Origin of the sequence: Silvimonas sp. (genome assembly GCF_031291215.1) — a bacterium.
Lineage (GTDB): Bacteria > Pseudomonadota > Gammaproteobacteria > Burkholderiales > Chitinibacteraceae > Silvimonas > Silvimonas soli.
In genome coordinates this window covers 260,839-278,692 of sequence record NZ_JARLJK010000136.1, presented here as the reverse complement: position 1 = coordinate 278,692, position 17,854 = coordinate 260,839, and the positions used below count along the sequence as shown (strand labels likewise).

The 17,854-nt window shown below is 56.6% G+C and carries 14 protein-coding genes; 2 read left to right on the top strand and 12 right to left on the bottom strand.

The window, feature by feature from the left end:
- Positions 1-60: 60 nt before the first annotated feature.
- The 8 genes from nirD to P4L78_RS16825 all read right to left on the bottom strand — a co-directional run bounded on the left by nirD (position 61) and on the right by P4L78_RS16825 (position 10,943).
- On the bottom strand, positions 61-378 hold the full coding sequence (gene nirD, locus P4L78_RS16860; protein WP_309329223.1) for a nitrite reductase small subunit NirD: 318 nt from the start codon (positions 376-378) through the stop codon (positions 61-63).
- An 87-nt stretch (positions 379-465) separates the two neighbouring features.
- Positions 466-2,889, bottom strand: a complete 2,424-nt coding sequence (gene nirB / locus P4L78_RS16855) for a nitrite reductase large subunit NirB (protein WP_309329220.1) — start codon at positions 2,887-2,889, stop codon at positions 466-468.
- 563 nt (positions 2,890-3,452) lie between these two features.
- The gene (locus tag P4L78_RS16850) at positions 3,453-4,364 is read right to left on the bottom strand and encodes a YkgJ family cysteine cluster protein (RefSeq protein WP_309329218.1); all 912 of its coding nucleotides are present in this window, start codon (positions 4,362-4,364) and stop codon (positions 3,453-3,455) included.
- The gene (locus tag P4L78_RS16845) at positions 4,358-5,128 is read right to left on the bottom strand and encodes a MetQ/NlpA family ABC transporter substrate-binding protein (protein ID WP_309329215.1); all 771 of its coding nucleotides are present in this window, start codon (positions 5,126-5,128) and stop codon (positions 4,358-4,360) included. Before P4L78_RS16845 ends, P4L78_RS16850 begins: the two co-directional genes overlap by 7 nt.
- Positions 5,129-5,131: 3 nt before the next feature.
- Positions 5,132-6,163 carry a formylglycine-generating enzyme family protein gene (locus tag P4L78_RS16840; RefSeq protein WP_309329212.1) on the bottom strand — a complete coding sequence of 344 codons (1,032 nt, stop codon included), beginning with the start codon at positions 6,161-6,163 and terminating at the stop codon, positions 5,132-5,134.
- Between the two features lie 2 nt (positions 6,164-6,165).
- Entirely contained in the window at positions 6,166-8,154 is a 1,989-nt protein-coding gene (locus P4L78_RS16835) for an arylsulfatase (protein ID WP_283149280.1), read from the bottom strand.
- A gap of 355 nt (positions 8,155-8,509) precedes the next feature.
- A complete protein-coding gene (locus P4L78_RS16830; RefSeq protein WP_309329209.1) occupies positions 8,510-8,881 on the bottom strand; it encodes a CstA-like transporter-associated (seleno)protein in 372 nt (123 codons plus the stop codon).
- Positions 8,874-10,943, bottom strand: coding sequence for a carbon starvation CstA family protein (locus P4L78_RS16825; RefSeq protein ID WP_309329420.1), 2,070 nt, complete (start codon positions 10,941-10,943; stop codon positions 8,874-8,876). The genes P4L78_RS16830 and P4L78_RS16825 overlap by 8 nt, the downstream gene beginning before the upstream one ends.
- A 272-nt stretch (positions 10,944-11,215) precedes the next feature.
- Here P4L78_RS16825 and P4L78_RS16820 point away from each other — a divergent pair, with 272 nt between their 5' ends.
- Both P4L78_RS16820 and ppk2 read left to right on the top strand, forming a co-directional pair.
- A complete protein-coding gene (locus P4L78_RS16820; protein WP_309329206.1) occupies positions 11,216-12,961 on the top strand; it encodes a sulfate permease in 1,746 nt (581 codons plus the stop codon).
- Positions 12,962-12,975: 14 nt separating this feature from the next.
- The gene (gene ppk2, locus P4L78_RS16815; protein WP_283149276.1) at positions 12,976-13,803 is read left to right on the top strand and encodes a polyphosphate kinase 2; all 828 of its coding nucleotides are present in this window, start codon (positions 12,976-12,978) and stop codon (positions 13,801-13,803) included.
- A gap of 65 nt (positions 13,804-13,868) precedes the next feature.
- On the opposite strand, the gene P4L78_RS16810 is transcribed toward ppk2, so the two are convergent.
- The 4 genes from P4L78_RS16810 to P4L78_RS16795 form a co-directional block, all read right to left on the bottom strand.
- Positions 13,869-14,198 (bottom strand): multidrug efflux SMR transporter, encoded by a 330-nt coding sequence (locus P4L78_RS16810; protein WP_309329201.1) that lies wholly within the window; start codon positions 14,196-14,198, stop codon positions 13,869-13,871.
- Between the two features lie 207 nt (positions 14,199-14,405).
- Complete coding sequence (locus P4L78_RS16805; protein ID WP_309329198.1) at positions 14,406-15,590, bottom strand: O-succinylhomoserine sulfhydrylase; 1,185 nt, start codon at positions 15,588-15,590, stop codon at positions 14,406-14,408.
- A gap of 149 nt (positions 15,591-15,739) precedes the next feature.
- Entirely contained in the window at positions 15,740-17,272 is a 1,533-nt protein-coding gene (gene purF / locus P4L78_RS16800; RefSeq protein ID WP_283149273.1) for an amidophosphoribosyltransferase, read from the bottom strand.
- A 69-nt stretch (positions 17,273-17,341) separates the two neighbouring features.
- Complete coding sequence (locus P4L78_RS16795) at positions 17,342-17,833, bottom strand: CvpA family protein (protein ID WP_283149272.1); 492 nt, start codon at positions 17,831-17,833, stop codon at positions 17,342-17,344.
- Positions 17,834-17,854: the final 21 nt, after the last annotated feature.

Below are 17,854 nucleotides of genomic sequence, written 5' to 3'. Positions count from 1 at the left end.
TGGACTGAACCACGCCGTTGTTGTTTCAAGCCTCACGCTTACTCATTGATCCATTGGTGGTTAGCTCCGGGCCAGCCACACCTCGCCATCCCGCACTTCCACACTGTGGCATGCAGTCTGCCCTTGTTCCGGGGCCAAAGCCTGGCCGGTTTTCAGATCAATTTTGAAGTTATGCATGGGGCACGCCACCGTTTCACCATAAACCAGGCCATGGCTTAACTCGCCACCTTTATGCGGGCAGCGGTTATCAAGCGCAAACACCCGGTCACCCGTGGTGCGAAAGATGGCAATCGGCGCCCTGTCCGGTAGTTGTACCGCCCGCGCACCTTGCGTTGGGATGTCAGTCAGAGCGCAAATGCGCTGCCATTGTTGAGTCATGATTTTCATCCTTCTGCAGCCGCCTGTTGTAGCGACTACCAATTAAGCGAGTTGATCTGGTCCGATCAAAACCGGTCTGGTCCGGAATTACTGGGGCAAGTCGGCAAACTGGGCGGCGGCACTTTCGCCGATACGGGCCTGCCATGGGTCGGGCTCATCGGCCAATGCCAGTTGCAGGCGCGCCCACAAGGCTTGGCGACGGGTTGCGTCTTCCAGTACCTGCGCTTTGATGTAATCCATGCCCACGCGCCGCATAAAATGCACAGTGCGCTCCAGATAATTGGCTTCTTCGCGGTACAACTGCAGGAAGGCGCCGGTGTATTCCATGACCTCGTCTTCTGTTTTCAGCTTGATCAAAAACTCGGCGACTTCGGTTTTGATACCGCCATTGCCACCGATGTAGATTTCCCAGCCGGAATCCACCGCGATAATGCCAACGTCTTTGATGCCTGCTTCCGCACAATTACGCGGACAACCCGACACGGCCAGCTTGACCTTGTGCGGTGCCCACATCCGGTCCAGCGCTTTTTCCAGCGCAATACCCATACCGGTGGAGTCTTGCGTGCCAAAGCGGCAGAACTGTTTGCCGACGCAGGTTTTAACCGTGCGCAAACCCTTGGCATAACCCATGCCACAAGGCATATCGAGGTCTTGCCAGATTTTGGGCAGGTCTTCTTTTTTCACGCCCAGCAAATCCAGACGCTGACCGCCGGTAACCTTGACCATCTTCACCGCGTATTTATCCGCCACGTCGGCAATCTTGCGCAGCTCATCGGGTGTCGTTACGCCGCCCCACATGCGCGGTATCACACCAAACGTGCTGTCTTTCTGGATATTGGCGTGCATACGCTCGTTGACCAGCCGCGCTTGCGGATCATCTTTGGCTTCGCCCGGCCAGGTTGAGATCAGATAGTAGTTCAGTGCCGGACGACAGCTCGGGCAGCCATCAGGCGTGCTCCAGTGCAGTGCCCGCATGGTGTCGCTGAGCGTAATCAGATGCTGATCACGAATCGCTGCACGGACTTCTTCATGCGTGTGTTCGGTACACCCACACATGGCCTTGCGCTTGGGCGCCGCCTGGAAAGAACTACCGACGGTACTCATCAGAATTTGCTCGACCAGACCGGTACAGGAACCGCACGACGCACCGGCACGGGTATGTTTCTTCACGTCATCCACTGTGAACAAACCCTTTTGCTTGATCGCCTTGACGATCACGCCCTTGGTAACACCATTACAGCCGCAGACTTCCGCGTCGTCTGGCAAACCGCCGGCGCGGCTGGCACCGGAAGTACCGGCATCGCCCAGATCTTGCTGCCCGAACAGCAAACCTGCGCGCAGATCAGCGATATTGCGGCCTTGGCGCAGCAACTGGTAATACCAGGCGCCATCGCTGGTATCGCCAAACAGACAGGCCCCCACCAGCAGGTTGTCTTTAAGTACCAGCTTTTTGTAAATGCCTGCAGCCGGGTCCGATAGCACCAGTTCGTCGTAGCCCTCACCGCCAAAGAATTCCCCGGCGGAAAACAGATCGATACCGGTGACTTTGAGCTTGGTCGACGTCATGGTGCCGGTGTAGCGCTGCTTGCCACAACCGCCCAGTTGATTGCCCAGCACCTTGGCCATTTCAAACAAGGGCGCGACCAGCCCATACGACATGCCGCGATGGCTAACGCACTCGCCCAAGGCGTAGATATGTTCGTCCGAAGTCTGCAAGCAATCATCGACGACAATGCCCTGCTCGACATTCAGACCCGCCGCTTGACCTAACGCGGCATTGGGTACGATCCCGGCGGCCATCACGACGAGGTCAGCCTCGACGACCTCGCCCGTGGTCAGGCGCACGCCCGTTACGCGACCGTTATCGCCCAGCAAGGCGTCGGCACTGATACCCAGCTTGAGTTTCAATCCATGCTGTTGCATGGCTTTTTCCAGCAATCGCCCGGCGCTTTGGTCCAGTTGCCGGTTCAGCAGCCATTCGCCCAAGTGCACTACCGTGACTTCCATGCCGCGCAACTTGAGGCCGTGAGCCGCTTCCAGCCCCAGCAAGCCGCCGCCGATCACTACGGCGTGGCGATACAAGGCCGCTGCGACCACCATTTTTTCGGTGTCTTTGATATCGCGAAAACCAATCACGCCATCGAGGTCAGCACCCGGAATCGGCAACATGAATGGGCGCGAGCCGGTAGCGATAATCAGCTTGTCATAGCTGATCGCCTCACCGCTGGCCAGAATCACGTACTGACCAGCGCGGTCGATCTGCGTGGCGGCCATGCCTTTGATCAAGCGGATGCCATTGCTGGCATACCAGTCCAGATCGTTCAGGATGATGTCTTTAAGCTTCTGCTCGCCAGCCAGTACCGGCGAGAGCTGGATGCGGTTGTAATTGCCCCAGGGCTCGTCGCCAATGACGGTGATCTCGTATCGAGCCGCATCATGCTTGAGCACTTCCTCTATCGCACGAATGCCGGCCATGCCGTTGCCGATCAATACCAGTCGCTGTTTTTGCACAGATCACTCCTCGTCGGCGGGCGCTGCCGACAGCCAAAATATGTTGATTGGGAGAATGATCCGGAAATAAAAAGATGACGAACAGGTAAATAGCTCGCGTCAAAATATTGATTAATATCAACACTCAAGCGGCAAATTATGCATTTTGTATATATTGATCGTTTGGCACACCTGATGACCTAAACCAACTAGGCCATAAGAACTAGAACACCCAGCCGCCGCCAATTTCAGCGGAGATTGAGAAGCAAAATTTACATATAAAAACGGCCGACAGATGGCTGTCGGCCGTTGCGATTTATCATTTCAAGACTATTGCGATCACCAATATCTCAGCATGAACACCTGCCACCGCCCGGCCGATCCGCGCTCGGATAACGAGCCTCCAGGCAGTAACGATAAAACTCATCGCGCTTCATCGGCACGGCATATGAAGCGGCTGGCAAGCACGGTTCGAGAGTTGCGCGGCGACTGGTGCTGATATGCGCTACATGGCCGCTTGGGTATGAAAAACAGCGCGAATGATCGCGCTGTTTTTGTTTTTAGCTCCCGTAACCCCAAACCGGCTACGTTGTAACGCCGGGCTGCGGCTCTGCCAGACCCAGCAGCCATTGCAAGCTAGCATCGCCAGACAAAGTCGTTTTTGCGATCGAATCGCGCTGCAAATGCCCAAGCAGGAGCTGGTAGGCGTCGGCAAAGCCACGCAGCTCTTGGGTCGAGGCCCGGTCTTGCGGGTTTTTGCTGGCGATAGCAGAGCTGATCCGGCTGTTGATGAGTGTCAGTTGATCGACCAAAAAAAGCTGGCATTGCAAGCGCAGTGCGTTGGACTGTACTGCGAGGTGCGCCAGTATCGGCACCAACGGCAAGGAAATATAGCCCTGCACGGGCAAGCGCGACGTACCTGCGAGTTCTGGCAACAGCATGGCGTGAATGGCATCGCCCCAGTACTGTCGCTCAAGTTGCAGATCTCTCCGACGCTGCGCCAGCGCTGCAAGGTAGTCCGTATCCTCAACACGATGCTGTCGCAGCAGAATCTGCCCAGTGGCGCTGGCCGTAAACGGGCGCAGGCAATCTGCTCCCAGCCACTCCGATTGCGCCGCCCGTTCCGCCAGCAACGGCGATTGCTCGGAATCTGGTGTCAATGCGTCGAGCGGCACCACCCGGCAAGTCAGCGGCTTGCGGTCGTACTGCACGCCGCAAAGCTGATCCGGCCCCAATGCTGGGCAGCGTTGTTGACTGGGCCAGGTATAGCCCTGCAGTAGCAACACCACGCCTGCCGCCGCGCTTCCTGGCAACAATTGCCCGGCCAGTTCACGCTGCGCGCTGGTGCTGTGCGCAGGCAAACGCCGCACGCTCAAGCAGCCGATGAATCGGCGTCGGTGATGAAATAGTTCCGGCAGCGAAAGCAGCGGCGGCGAATTGCAGCAGCGGCCACAACCATTGCACTGTAGTGACCAGTCTGCAGAGTGACTCACCATGGCCGCCGTACAGAGTCCTGGTAACGCTGGAGCACAAAGGCGGCCACCTTTGGCGATTGATAAGCCAACAGCCATTGCGCCGACCAGTCTCCAGGCGAAGCCGCCGCAAGTACACCCTCCCACGGCGAGCGGGCGTCCTCCATTCCTATAGCGTCGCGCGCCGGGAACAAACCCCGCTGCATGGCAAAGTCACCCGTCAGCGCCACCAGTGGCAGTGTCGGCAGCGCTCGCCACAACTGGGCCTGTGGCAAAGCCACAAGTTGATAATGGCGAGTATTGACCGTGATATCGCGAATCCGCGCTTGCAAACCAGCATCATCACGGAACTGGATCAGCCCGTAGTTTTGCAACAGTACCAGCGCCCTGCTCTGTGCTTGTGGCTCCTTCGGAATGCCGATCTTTGCACCAACAGGTAACTGCCGCAAACTGGCAAAGTGCCGCGAATACAAGCCCATTGGCAAGGTGATGCTGGTGCCCAGTTCTCTGAGTGGGCGCTGACTGTGTTGTTGCCAGATCGCGCGAGTTGGCGCATCCGGCACGCTTGCGCCATCAATCTCACCACTAACCAACGCCCGCTCAAGTTGCCCAGCATTGGAATAGGATTTGATCTGCAGGGTAAGCCCTTTTCCGGCCGCCACTTGCGCAGCTTGCTGCATGACTTCTTCGTCTATCCCGGGCAGGACGCCAATCCGTGCCGACTGAGCCCACACCATGCCGTGCACCAACGCCAGTCCGGCAAATCCGGCCATCCACTTAATCTGCATGCCCTAGCCCCGTTTGATGGTCCGAAACCCGATATGCGACGCTGGCAGGTCAGCTTCCTGCGCCTCTCGCGAGGAGGCGCGGTAACGCACGCAATAGTCAGGCGAGCACAAAAACGAACCGCCTTTGATCACCATCGGCGTATCTGATTCACGGGTGATTGCCTGGTTGGCTACAGCGGCGGTATCACCATTGCTGTGGAACTGGTGTTCGCCGCTATAGACATCGCGTGTCCACTCCCACGCATTGCCGATCATGTCGTACAACTTGAAATCGCTGGGCTGATAACAACCCACCGGGGCAAGCCCGGCGTGACCATCGCTGGCCGTATCGACTTGCGGAAACACGCCCTGCCAATAGTTGGCCGATGGTTTGCCGTTGGCGTATTTCGGTGCTGTTTCCAGCTTCGCCCCATCATGCCCCGCTTTGCCCGCGTATTCCCACTCGGCTTCCGTGGGCAATTCGTGGCCTAGCCAATGTGCATAGGCCAGCGCATCAGCCTGGGTAACCAGCGTGACCGGGTGATTATCCAGCCCCTGCACGCTAGTTCCCGGACCGGCAGGATGTCGCCAGTCAGCTCCTTTTACCCATGTCCACCATGCATAAGGACGCGCGTGCAGTTCCTGGTCGGTAGGCACGTGAAATACCACCGCGCCGCCCTGACGCTCGGCGTCGGTGATATATGCTGTTTTTTTCACAAAACTGGCAAATTGGGCGTTGGTGACTTCGGTCTGGTCGATCCAGAAAGCATCCACATGAGTGCGGCCATCGCCTTGTGGGCGTTCGTCCGGATACCCCAGCTTTGTGCCAAAAGTGAAATCACCGCTAGCCAGATGCACCATCCCGGCCTCCTTGCCTTCACCCCAGCCGCTGGGCAAACCGCTGTAGCGCGCGCATTGCGCCGGACTGCCCAGATTGGCGAGTACCGGTGTCGGCGTTGTGTGGGCCTGTACCCGCCAGGCTGTGCCACCCGCCGCGACGGCGAGCAGCACAGTTATGGCAAGCCAGCGGCGACGTAAAACAATCGCTGCTGGCATGTTCAGTAGTATCCCTTGGGTTGCAATGGCTCCACGCCACCTACCCCGGAAAGATACGTTTGCCACTGCTGCACCAGCCCGTTAATTACAGTGGGATTGGCGCCGGACAAATCGTTGGTTTCACCCCGGTCATTCAGGATGTCGAATAACTCCCAATGGCCATCCACCGGGCCGCTTGGCGGTTCCGTCCACAAGGCTTTCCACTTGCCATCCGCACTGCGCAGATAAGCGCGCCCGTAGGATTCGTCGCCAAATGCCTGCGTATGCAGCGGCGGGCTTGCTTTGCCTTGCAGCAATGCCAGGAACGAAACCCCAGTGACCGGATAAACATAGCGGTTGTTGTAGATCACCTTGCCTTTGTTGTGATCAACCCCGGTCAGGGTGTCAATCAATGGCGGCGCGGGCTCGCTTGGCGGTGTGGTTCCAGCTAGCGCCAGGAACGTTGCCGTATTGTCGGTGACGTGGGTAAAGGTATTGATGAGAGGCTGCGAAGCGGTTTGTCCCGGCAAATGCACAATCGCCGGCACCGAGACGCCGCCCTCACCCATATAGCCTTTTAGCTGGCGCAACGGCGTGGCGGAGACTTCAGCCCAACGCAACCCGTATTGCAGACGTTTGGCACTGACCAGACCGTTATCAGTGCCCAACGTTGAATACACCGGCTCCTGCGCGTTGGCTTCATCCGTCGTTTTCGGGTCCGCCCCGGAATCAATCGGCCAGCCTTCGGCACCATTGTCAGACTGGAACATGATGAAGGTGTTGTCGTATTCGCCGATGTCTTTCAAATGCTGGATCAACAAGCCAATGTTGTGATCCAGGTTAGACACCATCCCGGCATAGATTTCCATATAACGCGCTTGGGCTTTTTGCTCTGCCGGTGTCAGATCTGCCCACTTTTTGTTGACGTAGCCTTGGCCATAGTCGGTAAACCCTTGAGCTGGACCATTCAGTGCGTTGATATATTTGGCGCTGGCCGTGCCGTTGTTGGCCGTGGCCGGAGAACGTGTCAACGTCTCTGCAAAACCGGCACTGGGGGTGAAATCGGCGGGGATCAGCCCAAGTGACTTCAGTCGTGCAATTCGCGCAGCACGGATCACATCGTAGCCTGCGTCATATTTGCCGGCATATTGGTGCAGATAAGGTTCCGGCACCTGCAAAGGCCAATGCGGCGAGGTGTAGGCCGCGTAGGCGAAAAACGGTTTGCCATCGCCATGCTGCGAGTCGATATAACTGATCAGCTTTTGTGTGTAAAAGTCGGTGGAATAAAACACTGCTGGCGAGCCACCAGCCCCACCGGGCTGGCCCGGTTGACCCGGCTGCACGTAGGCGCCATCTTCCGTGTAATTTCTGGAATTGGCCGCTTCATGGGCAAAGTGGTTTGTTGCCGCGCCGCCCAGCAGCGCATAACTGCGCTCGAACCCCCATTGGTCGGGTGTCTGGCCCGAGCCACTCGCCGCGCCCGTTATGCCTGAGCCAAGGTGCCACTTGCCCGCCATGTAGGTGTGATAACCCGCGTCTTTGAGCAATTGCGCCACCGATAACGCGCGATCATTCAGATAGCCCTCATAACCCGGCAAACCTTTACGTTCGTCGCTGGGCGCACCCATCGTGCCTTCACCCACCAGATGATGATCGGTGCCGGAAATCAGCATCGAACGCGTAATTGCGCATACGGTACCGGCATGGTGGTTGGTGAGTAGTCGCCCGGTGCTGACCAGTGCATCCAGATTGGGCGTATCAATCTCGCCGCCCATGGCGTGGATGTCTGAATACCCCAGGTCATCGGCCATGATGTACAGGATGTTGGGCTTCTTCTGTGCAACCGGTACTGGCGTAGGCGTAACGGTGGGCGTTGGCGTAGCCGAGGGTGCGGAGGGGTTGCCATTGGTCAGGGTGCTGGAGTCCGACCCGCAACCTGCCAGGGCAGCACTGCCGATCAGAGCAATGCCAAATAAGGTATTGCGAAGGGAATACGGTGGCAGATGGCTCATCTTTGTGCGTCGCGTAGTTGAAAACTGCGCGATGGTAATGGCGGCCACTTAATCAATTAAAGAATATTAAATATGATTTTAATTACCTGTAATTATAAAGTGAGATTTACTTAACGGAATCAAGGGAGCGCCTGAGCCCTGATAAAAAATGAAAATGGCTTATATTTGCAACAATTCATGTACCTTGGGCCCGCGCTTCCCGTGGGTTACCAGTGCCGAAGACTTCGTGTCGCCCGAGCGAATGTATGCATTTCAGACTCCTTGCCATGCGCCATCGCGATACACGTACCGATCCCACTGAAAAAAAACGGTCAGCCTTACGCTGACCGTTTCGTATCGGACGATACTCACGCTCCTAGCATGGGCACTTGCCGCCACCCGGCCGATCCGCGCTCGGATAGCGAGCCTCCAGGCAATAACGATAAAACTCATCGCGCTTCATCGGCACAGCGTCCGGATGCCTTTCCCGCATATGCTGCAGGTAATACTCGTAGTCATGAATGCCCACCATCAGCCGGCAGGTCTGCACGACTTTCTTTGCGGCATCTTTCAGGCCGGTGAGCCAGTCAGAACCCAAGCTGTAACGCTCGAACTCGGCGGCACTCATCGGCACGCCCGTATCGTGACGTGAGGCATGATCAGCGAGGTAGTGATCGTAAACGTTCACCGCGCCCGCAACAGGGGGTGGCGATTCGCGCCGCCCCAAAAACGGAGATAGATCAAGCATTGCTGGCCGCCTCGCCGCGCCATTTGGCATCGGCTTCTCTCGCCGTAGGTTGCCGTGATGCCAGCGCTTTACGGATATTAAGGAAGGCGGATATCAGCATCACTACCGCCACAATCATGAAAAAGCCGCACAACGCCGCGTTGATCTGGTTATTGAAGGCAATGCGTTGCATGTCCTCCACGGTTTTAGCCGGGGCAATGATGGTGCCCTGGCTGGCAGCAGCGTTGAACTTGTTGGCAATCGCCAGGAAACCAATCTTTGGGTTTTCATGGAAAATCTTCTGCCAACCTGCCGTCATTGAGGTGATAAACAGCCACGCCGTAGGCAAGATAGTGACCCACGCATAGCGTTCTTTTTTCATCTTGAACAGCACGACGGTGCCCAGAATAAGCGCCATGGAAGCGAGCATCTGGTTGCCAATGCCAAACAGCGGCCACAAGGTGTTGATGCCGCCCAGAGGGTCGATCACGCCCTGATAAACAAAGTAACCCCAACCGGCAACCGCAATGGTTGTACCAATCAGATTACCGAGCCACGAACGGGATTTACCCAAACCAGGAATCGCTACGCCTGCCAGATCCTGCACCATGAAGCGGCAAGCGCGGGTACCCGCATCAACCGCAGTCAGAATGAACAACGCTTCAAACAGAATGGCAAAGTGATACCAGAAACCCATCAATGCCCGGCTATTGAAGATTTCCGAAATAATGTGTGCCATGCCCACCGCAAAAGTAGGTGCACCGCCCGCGCGCGACAAGATGGACTTCTCGCCTACCTCTTGTGCGATCAACGTCAGAGCATCTGGCGTAATGGCAAAACCCCAGCCATTGATGACGGTTGACGCTTCTACCACCGTCTTGCCGATCAGCGCGGCAGGCGAATTCATGGCGAAGTACACGCCCGGGTCGATCACCGAAGCGCAGATCAGCGCCATGATGGCGACAAACGACTCCATCAGCATCGCGCCGTAACCAATCATGCGCATATGACTTTCGCGCTCAATCAACTTGGGCGTGGTGCCGGAAGCGACCAGCGCGTGGAACCCGGAGATCGAACCGCAGGCAATGGTGATGAACAGAAACGGGAACAAACTACCGGCAAATACCGGGCCGGAACCATCAATAAAGCGCGAGACTGCCGGCATTTTCAGGTCAGGCGCCGCAAACACAATGCCAATGGCCAAGCCAAGGATCACGCCGATCTTGAGAAAGGTAGACAGATAATCGCGCGGAGCCAACAGCAGCCAGACCGGCAAGACCGAAGCAATAAAACCGTAAATCACCAGTGCCCAGACCATTTGCGGGCCATTGAGGGTAAAGAACGGACCCCAATTCGGGTCTTTAGCGATATCGCCACCGTAAACAATGGCCAGCATCATCAACACAAAGCCAATCACCGAGATTTCACCAATGCGACCTGGCCGGATGTAGCGCATGTAAATGCCCATAAACAGCGCAATCGGAATGGTCGCGGCGATGGTAAATGCGCCCCATGGGCTGTCAGCCAATGCTTTGACCACTACCAATGCGAGCGCAGACAGGATGATGATCATCACGCCCAGCGCGCCGAGCATGACGATAACGCCAGCAAACGGCCCGAGTTCCTGTTTGGCCATTTCGCCCAGCGAGCGGCCATCACGCCGGGTGGAAATAAACAGTACCAGGAAATCCTGCACGGCTCCGGCGAGCATTACGCCGATCAAAATCCACAGCGTACCCGGCAGATACCCCATCTGTGCCGCGAGGATTGGGCCGACCAAGGGGCCAGCGCCGGCGATGGCAGCAAAGTGGTGGCCAAACAGCACCCAGCGGTTGGTGGGGACGTAATCGAGCCCGTCATTGCGGCGCTCGGCTGGCGTCATGCGACGGTCATCCAGTTCAAAGACTTTGTTGGCGATGAACTTGCTGTAAAACCTGTAAGCGATGGAATAGCAGGCTACTGCAGCCACCACCATCCATACTGCGTTTACGTGCTCGCCCCGGCTTAACGCCAGCACACCAAAAGCAAAAGCGCCCAGGATCGCTACCACGATCCAGATTAACCACTCCTTGCTACGACCCATCATTTTCCCCTTTTTTTGTGTGCGGCCGACTGGGTGCGGCCGCGCAGAGCCTGCGACATGACTATTTGCCATGCATATGTAGTCTATCAACATGAACTACACAATTCATCCTTGCGGCGTCAAATCAGGTGGCCAACCGCCGTTCTGTTCTTTTTTCAGTATTCCAAACGCATTTCTTTCATATTTGATCTGGCCTGCAATAATGAATACAGAAAAACCAGCCTGATTCCCGCCAGGACTGGCTAACAGCGGTCAAAACATTCAAAGAATAGATGCTCAATTTTTCGCGTTCGTTGCCGCTGATGCGGGCCCGCCTGGCTCACTTGATACCCGGTTTACCGGATATCAGACATTACTCGCGGGCAGACCTTCGGCCTGACCTGATTGCAGGCGTATCGGTCGCCACAGTTGCGCTGCCGGTTTGTATTGCCTATGCACAACTGGCCGGGTTCAGCCCGGTGGTCGGGTTGTACAGCGCCATCCTGCCGATGATTGCCTACGCTTTTTTCGGCTCTTCCCGCCAACTGATTGTCGGGCCGGATGCGGCCACCTGTGCAGTGATCGCCGCAGCCTTGGGGCCACTGGCGCAAGGTGATCCTGAGCGTTATCACGCTTTGGCCATTTCCCTGACCTTGTTTACGGGCTTGTTTTGCCTGCTGGCGGGGCGGCTGCGCCTTGGGTTCCTGGCGGACTTGTTGTCACGCCCTATTCTGACCGGTCTGTTGAACGGCGTAGCTGTCAGCATCATCGTCGGGCAGTTGGGCAAGGTCTGGGGCGTGAGTGTCGCCAGCAAGGATGTAGTCGGACAGATAATCTCGCTGGTGCCCCAACTGGCCCATCCACATTTGCCCACGCTATGGCTTTCACTGGCTTTGTTCGTGCTGTATATCGTCCTGAAGCAACTGCGGCCCAATGGCCCGGTGGCATTGGTGGTCGCGGCAGTGGCCATCGCTGCGTCGTTTTTGTTCGATCTGGATGCGCGCCATGTAGTGACGGTGGGTGATATTCCCTCGTCGGTGCCGCGCCTGCACTGGCCAGCGCTACCGCATGAAGACTGGGGTTCAATTCTGCCTTCGGCGGCTTTGCTGGCCTTCGTCAGCTTCAGTAGCGGCATGCTCACGGCTCGCAGCTTTGCAGCAAAAAACGGCTATCAGATCGACGGCAATCAGGAATTTGTTGCGCTGGGCATCGTCGATATTGTGTCCGCGCTGTCGCAAGGCTTCGCTGTTACCGGGGCGGATTCGCGCACTGCAGTCAATGACGCCTCCGGCAGCCGCACTCGCATGGCGCAAATCTTTGCGGCGTTCGCCATTTTGCTGGCCTTGCTGTTGCTGTCGGTGCCACTGGCGGCACTGCCGACTGCGGCACTCGCACTGATCCTGATTTTCAGTTCACTCGGCTTGATGGATTTCAAAGCGTATCTCACGCTTTATCGGGTGAGTCGTGCCGAATGCGCCATCGCGGCGGGCACGTTTGCCGCGGTGCTGATTCTGGGCATCATGCCGGGCATTCTGTTTGCGATCATGATTGCGTTGCTGCGGTTTCTGGGACAAGTGGCACGCCCGACCAGCTACCCGATGGCACTGGCTGACGATGGCGACTTTCACAGTAATTTGTATTACCCGGAAGCACGCCCGGTGCCAGGCTTGCTGGTGTTCCGCTTTGAAGCGCCGCTGATATTTTTCAACGCCAGCTACTTTCGGCAATGCGTTGAGCAACTGGTGCAGAACGCCAGCGAACCAGTGCGTTGGGTATTGATTGATGCTCACCCGATCAGCATGGTCGATCTGACCGGGGCAATCACCATTATGGAGCTGAACGATGCGCTGGAAGAACAAGGCATTAACCTGGCCTTTTGCGGCCGCCAGCATATGATGGAACAGTGGCTACAAACCCATAAGTTCAAACTGAAAGGCGATTTGCGCCACAAACTGTTCAGCAATCGGCGGGCGGCGCTACAAGCCTGGCGCGAGGTCTTTCCCGATAGTCCGCCCGATGCAGTGTCAGTCCAACCCTGATCCGTGAGGTCATCATGTCAAAGAAGAAACGCGAAGAGCCAGCACTCTCCGCCGCCCCGCAAGTACGTGAAAAACTCGGCAACAAGGAATACGAAAAGCACTTGTTTGATTTGCACGTAGAAATGGTGCATCTGCAGGAATGGGTGAAACAGAAAGGCCTGAAGGTCTGCATTTTGTTTGAAGGTCGCGACGGTGCAGGTAAAGGCGGTGTCATCAAGGCGCTCACCGAACGGGTCAGTCCACGCGTTTTTCGGGTCGTTGCCCTGCCCGCGCCAACCGAGCGTGAAAAAAGCCAGATGTATATGCAGCGTTACGTCAGCCATCTTCCCGCAGCAGGCGAAGTGGTGATCTTTGATCGCAGTTGGTACAACCGCGCTGGCGTCGAGCGCGTGATGGGCTTTTGCACGCCAGAGCAAACCAAAGAGTTTCTCGCCTCAATTCCGATTCTGGAAAAAGCCGTCGTCGCTTCCGGCATTATCTTGCTGAAATACTGGCTGGACGTGAGCATGGATGAGCAAACCCGGCGCCTGGAAGACCGGATCACTGACGGGCGCAAAACCTGGAAGCTCTCGCCGATGGATGTGGCGTCGTATAGCCATTGGTACGACTACTCGCGCGCCCGCGATGACATGATCAAAAGCAGCGATACGGCCTGGGCGCCTTGGTATGTCATACAGTCAGATGACAAAAAGACAACCCGGCTGAATGTGATCAGCCATATTCTGCGGCACATTCCGTACGAGAAAGTCCCGGAGCAGAAAATCAGCCTGCCCAAACGCCAGAAAGCTGGGGATTACGTGCAGCCTGAGTATCCGTACCGGAAAATTGAAGAGCGCTATTAGACTTGGTAAATTGGCCGAATTGGCGGGCAATGTCCGGCCCGCCAATGCCCTATCGCCACCGCCGGTTAACTGGTGAGCTTCAATCCTGCCATGCCAAGCACCAGCATGGCCACGGATGCCAGTCGCAGTAACGACAATCCCTCGCCCCAGAACAAGATCCCGCACGCAACTGACCCCAGCACGCCAATGCCAGTCCAGATGGCATAGGCTGTGCCCAGCGGCAGCGTGCGGATGGCATAAGCCAGCAAACCCATGCTGCCAAAAATCAATACGATGAAAGTGGCGGTCGGCAGCGGTCTGGAAAAACCGTGTGAGGCCTTGAGGGCCAGCGCCCAGCCGACCTCAAGCAAACCGGCAAAAAACAGGGCAACCCAGGCGAGAACATTCGGGGACATGACAACCTCCATAAAAAAAGCGAGGCCGTCCCCAATGCGATGACGACTGCAAGGTCGTCCTTGCAGCCTGTAGAAAAACAAACCCGCCATTGTGGCGGGTTTGTTTATTTTGTTTGATGTAGAGCATCAATTATGCCGCCCAATTAAGGGGCGGGCCAGAGTTGCAACGGGCAAATATTTACGCGTCCAGAGCAACCCGCCGCGTAATCACGCCGAGAAACCGCGCTCCAGATCGGCTATCAAATCACCAATGTGTTCCAGACCCACCGAGATGCGGATCAAGCCGTCGCCAATCCCGGCACGATTACGCGCTTCCTGGGTCAAGCGACCGTGCGAGGTCGTGGCTGGATGACTAATGGTGGTGCGCACATCACCCAGATTGGCAGTGCGGGACATCAGTTGCACGCGGTCGATAATGCGCCACGCGGCATCCTTGCCACCCTTCACATCAAAAGACACCACGCCGCCATGGCCGGATTGCTGGCGATTGGCCAGTTCGTGCTGCGGATGCGATTTCAACCCGGAGTAATACACATGCTCAACCTCTGGATGGGTTTCCAGCCAGCTGGCCAGTTTGATGGCGTTTTCCGAGTGCGCTTTCATGCGCAATGAGAGTGTTTCCAGACCCTTGAGCAATACCCAGGCGTTGAATGGCGACAACGTCGGCCCGGCCGTGCGCAGGAACAGATAAACCGGTTCGATCAGCGCACTGCTACCTACTACCGCACCGCCCAGCACGCGGCCTTGGCCATCAATATATTTGGTGGCTGAATGCACCACGATATCGGCGCCGAGTTTGAGTGGTTGTTGCAACGCGGGCGAGCAGAAACAGTTATCCACCACCAACAGCGCATTATTCGCGTGAGCAACGTCGGCAATGGCGCGAATATCCGCCACGTCGATCAACGGATTGGATGGGGTTTCCAGGAAAAACATGCGGGTATTGGGCCGCACACCGGCATGCCATTCGGCCAGATCAACCGGCGAGGCATAGGTGACTTCAACGCCAAACTTGGCCAGATAGTTGTTGAACAACTGCATGGTTGAGCCAAACAACACGCTCGAAGCCAGAATATGATCGCCCGATTTCAGGTGCGCCATGCACAGCGACAGAATCGCACTCATGCCCGATGCCGTTGCCACTGCGCGCTCGGCTCCTTCCATGGCAGCCAGACGCTCTTCAAACGCGCTCACGGTCGGATTGGTAAAGCGGGAATAGATAAACCCCGGCACTTGCCCGGTGAACTTGAGTTGGGCTTCTTCGGCCGTCTCAACCACAAAGCTGGAGGTCAGAAACATGGCGTCCGAATGCTCGCCGAATTCTGTGCGATGAGTGCCAGCCCGCACTGCCAGCGTATCCGGGTGCAAATTGCTGTAATCGAGATCTGCCATATCTGGTCCTTATGCTTTGTCGGCTTGCGCGCCGTGTGCTTAACCGAAGGTACTGACACAAAAGGGGCGCCTGAAGCTCCCCCTTTGTGTATGTAACTAACTCATCTAACTATTCGCCTGACATTTTGCCGGGTTTATTCGCGCCCGGTTCAGATCAGATTTTGTTCTGCTACACCGATGTTCATATCCAGCAGCATGCCGTCGCTGGACTTGTTGGACAGCGGCGACAAACGCTTGGCTTCCAGTTGATCCAGGTAATCATCGGTGATGTCGCCGGTGATGTACTTGCCGTCAAAACAGGAAGTCTCGAACTCCTGGATTTTACCGCCGCTGGCTTCACGGCAAGCAGAGATCAGGTCGGTGAGGTCTTGATAGATAACCGCATCTGCGCCGACTTCCTCGGCAATTTGTGCATCGGTGCGGCCGGTGGCAATCAGCTCGGCACGTGTCGGCATATCAATGCCATAGACGTGCGGGAAACGTACAGGAGGCGCAGCAGAAGCCAGGTAAACCTTGCGGGCACCCGCTTCACGCGCCATTTGCACAATCTCCTTGGAGGTTGTGCCACGCACGATGGAGTCATCTACCAGTAATACGCTACGGCCAGCAAATTCGACGCCAATTGGGTTGAGCTTCTGGCGGACCGACTTCTTGCGCGACGCCTGGCCTGGCATGATAAACGTACGGCCAATATAGCGATTTTTGATAAAGCCTTCGCGGTACGGCAAGTTCAGCTTGATAGCCAATTGCAGCGCCGAAGCACGGCTGGTATCCGGGATCGGAATCACCACATCGATATCCAGCTCCGGAATCACCCGCTCGATCTTGCGCGCCAGGTATTCACCCATTTTCAGACGCGCTTCGTACACCGAAATACCATCGATGATGGTGTCTGGACGGGCAAAGTAAACGTGTTCAAAAATACACGGCACCAGATTGGGCTTCGGGTGGCATTGGCGGTTGAACATCTCGCCGCCAAAGGTAATGTAGATGGCCTCGCCCGGATCAATATCGCGCTCACGCTTGAAGCCCAGGGTGTCCAGCGCTACTGATTCGGATGCGACCAGATACTCAGTCCCTGCGGGAGTTTCGTGCGTACCCAGCGTCAGTGGGCGAATGCCATGTGGATCGCGGAAAGCGACAATGCCGTAACCGGCGATGATCGCCACTACGGCATATGCGCCCTTCACGCGTTTGTGAACAGCGGCTACCGCATCAAAAATGGTATCGGCATCCAGCTCGAAACCCTTGGTGCGATTCTGCAATTCGTGGGCGAACACGTTCAGCAGCGCTTCGGAGTCCGAATTGGTGTTGATGTGCCGCAAATCGGTGCGGTACATCTCGTCTTTCAGTTGGGCGTCGTTGGTCAGGTTGCCGTTGTGGGCCAACACGATCCCGAACGGGCTATTGACGTAAAACGGTTGCGATTCAGCCAGGCTGGAGGCAGAACCAGCTGTTGGGTAGCGCACGTGGCCAATGCCGACGTTGCCCCACAGCGAACGCATGTTGCGGGTGCGAAATACGTCGCGCACCAGCCCCTGACCTTTGTGCATGTGCAGACGCTGGTCCTCAGCGGTAACAATCCCCGCTGCGTCCTGGCCACGATGCTGCAGAACCAGCAAACCGTCGTACAACAACTGGTTTACCGGAGTTTTGGCGACTATGCCCAGAATGCCACACATGCTATTGCCTCTCGAAACGTGCAAAACCAGATCAGCGAAAACCGACCATGCCCTCTAGAAAGCGGAGCCTTAGTCGTAATGAATATGTCCGGCGAGATCCTGGGGTAACCAGGGTAGCGCCATTACTGCAGCCTGCTCAAACAGCGGGCTGAACATTGCATTGCGCCACAACGGGCTTTTCGGCAGGCTGGTCAGCCCGGCGATCAACACCAGCATCAATGCAAACAAAAAACCGCGCACCAGCCCAAAGCCGGCGCCAAGTAGTCGATCCAGCGGGCGCAAGCCACTCACTTTCAGGAACTGGGCCAGCGTCAACCGCAATAGCGAGCAAACAATCCAGGAAGCAAAAAACACCAGCACCAATGCCGCCAGGTAACGCAATTCCGGGCTGGGAATGGCTGCTGGCATATAAGGTGCGGCCAAAGTTGAATAATGAAAGGCCAGCCAGGCTGACACGGCCCAACCGGCCAGCGCCATGACCTCCTGAACCAGGCCGCGCATGACGGAAAGCAGAATGGATAAGCCTAGAATGCCGAGAACGATGTAATCGAACCCGGTCACGATTGCTGTTCCGTCATCAAT

What these genes read in the sequence shown, in the direction of transcription:
- nirD (WP_309329223.1), bottom strand. Translation starts at nt 378, where the DNA reads ATGACTCAACAATGGCAGCGCATTTGCGCTCTGACTGACATCCCAACG.
- P4L78_RS16850 (WP_309329218.1), bottom strand. Translation starts at nt 4,364, where the DNA reads ATGGTGAGTCACTCTGCAGACTGGTCACTACAGTGCAATGGTTGTGGC.
- P4L78_RS16845 (WP_309329215.1), bottom strand. Translation starts at nt 5,128, where the DNA reads ATGCAGATTAAGTGGATGGCCGGATTTGCCGGACTGGCGTTGGTGCAC.
- P4L78_RS16840 (WP_309329212.1), bottom strand. Translation starts at nt 6,163, where the DNA reads ATGCCAGCAGCGATTGTTTTACGTCGCCGCTGGCTTGCCATAACTGTG.
- P4L78_RS16835 (WP_283149280.1), bottom strand. Translation starts at nt 8,154, where the DNA reads ATGAGCCATCTGCCACCGTATTCCCTTCGCAATACCTTATTTGGCATT.
- P4L78_RS16830 (WP_309329209.1), bottom strand. Translation starts at nt 8,881, where the DNA reads ATGCTTGATCTATCTCCGTTTTTGGGGCGGCGCGAATCGCCACCCCCT.
- P4L78_RS16825 (WP_309329420.1), bottom strand. Translation starts at nt 10,943, where the DNA reads ATGGGTCGTAGCAAGGAGTGGTTAATCTGGATCGTGGTAGCGATCCTG.
- P4L78_RS16820 (WP_309329206.1), top strand. Translation starts at nt 11,216, where the DNA reads ATGCTCAATTTTTCGCGTTCGTTGCCGCTGATGCGGGCCCGCCTGGCT.
- ppk2 (WP_283149276.1), top strand. Translation starts at nt 12,976, where the DNA reads ATGTCAAAGAAGAAACGCGAAGAGCCAGCACTCTCCGCCGCCCCGCAA.
- P4L78_RS16810 (WP_309329201.1), bottom strand. Translation starts at nt 14,198, where the DNA reads ATGTCCCCGAATGTTCTCGCCTGGGTTGCCCTGTTTTTTGCCGGTTTG.
- P4L78_RS16805 (WP_309329198.1), bottom strand. Translation starts at nt 15,590, where the DNA reads ATGGCAGATCTCGATTACAGCAATTTGCACCCGGATACGCTGGCAGTG.
- purF (WP_283149273.1), bottom strand. Translation starts at nt 17,272, where the DNA reads ATGTGTGGCATTCTGGGCATAGTCGCCAAAACTCCGGTAAACCAGTTG.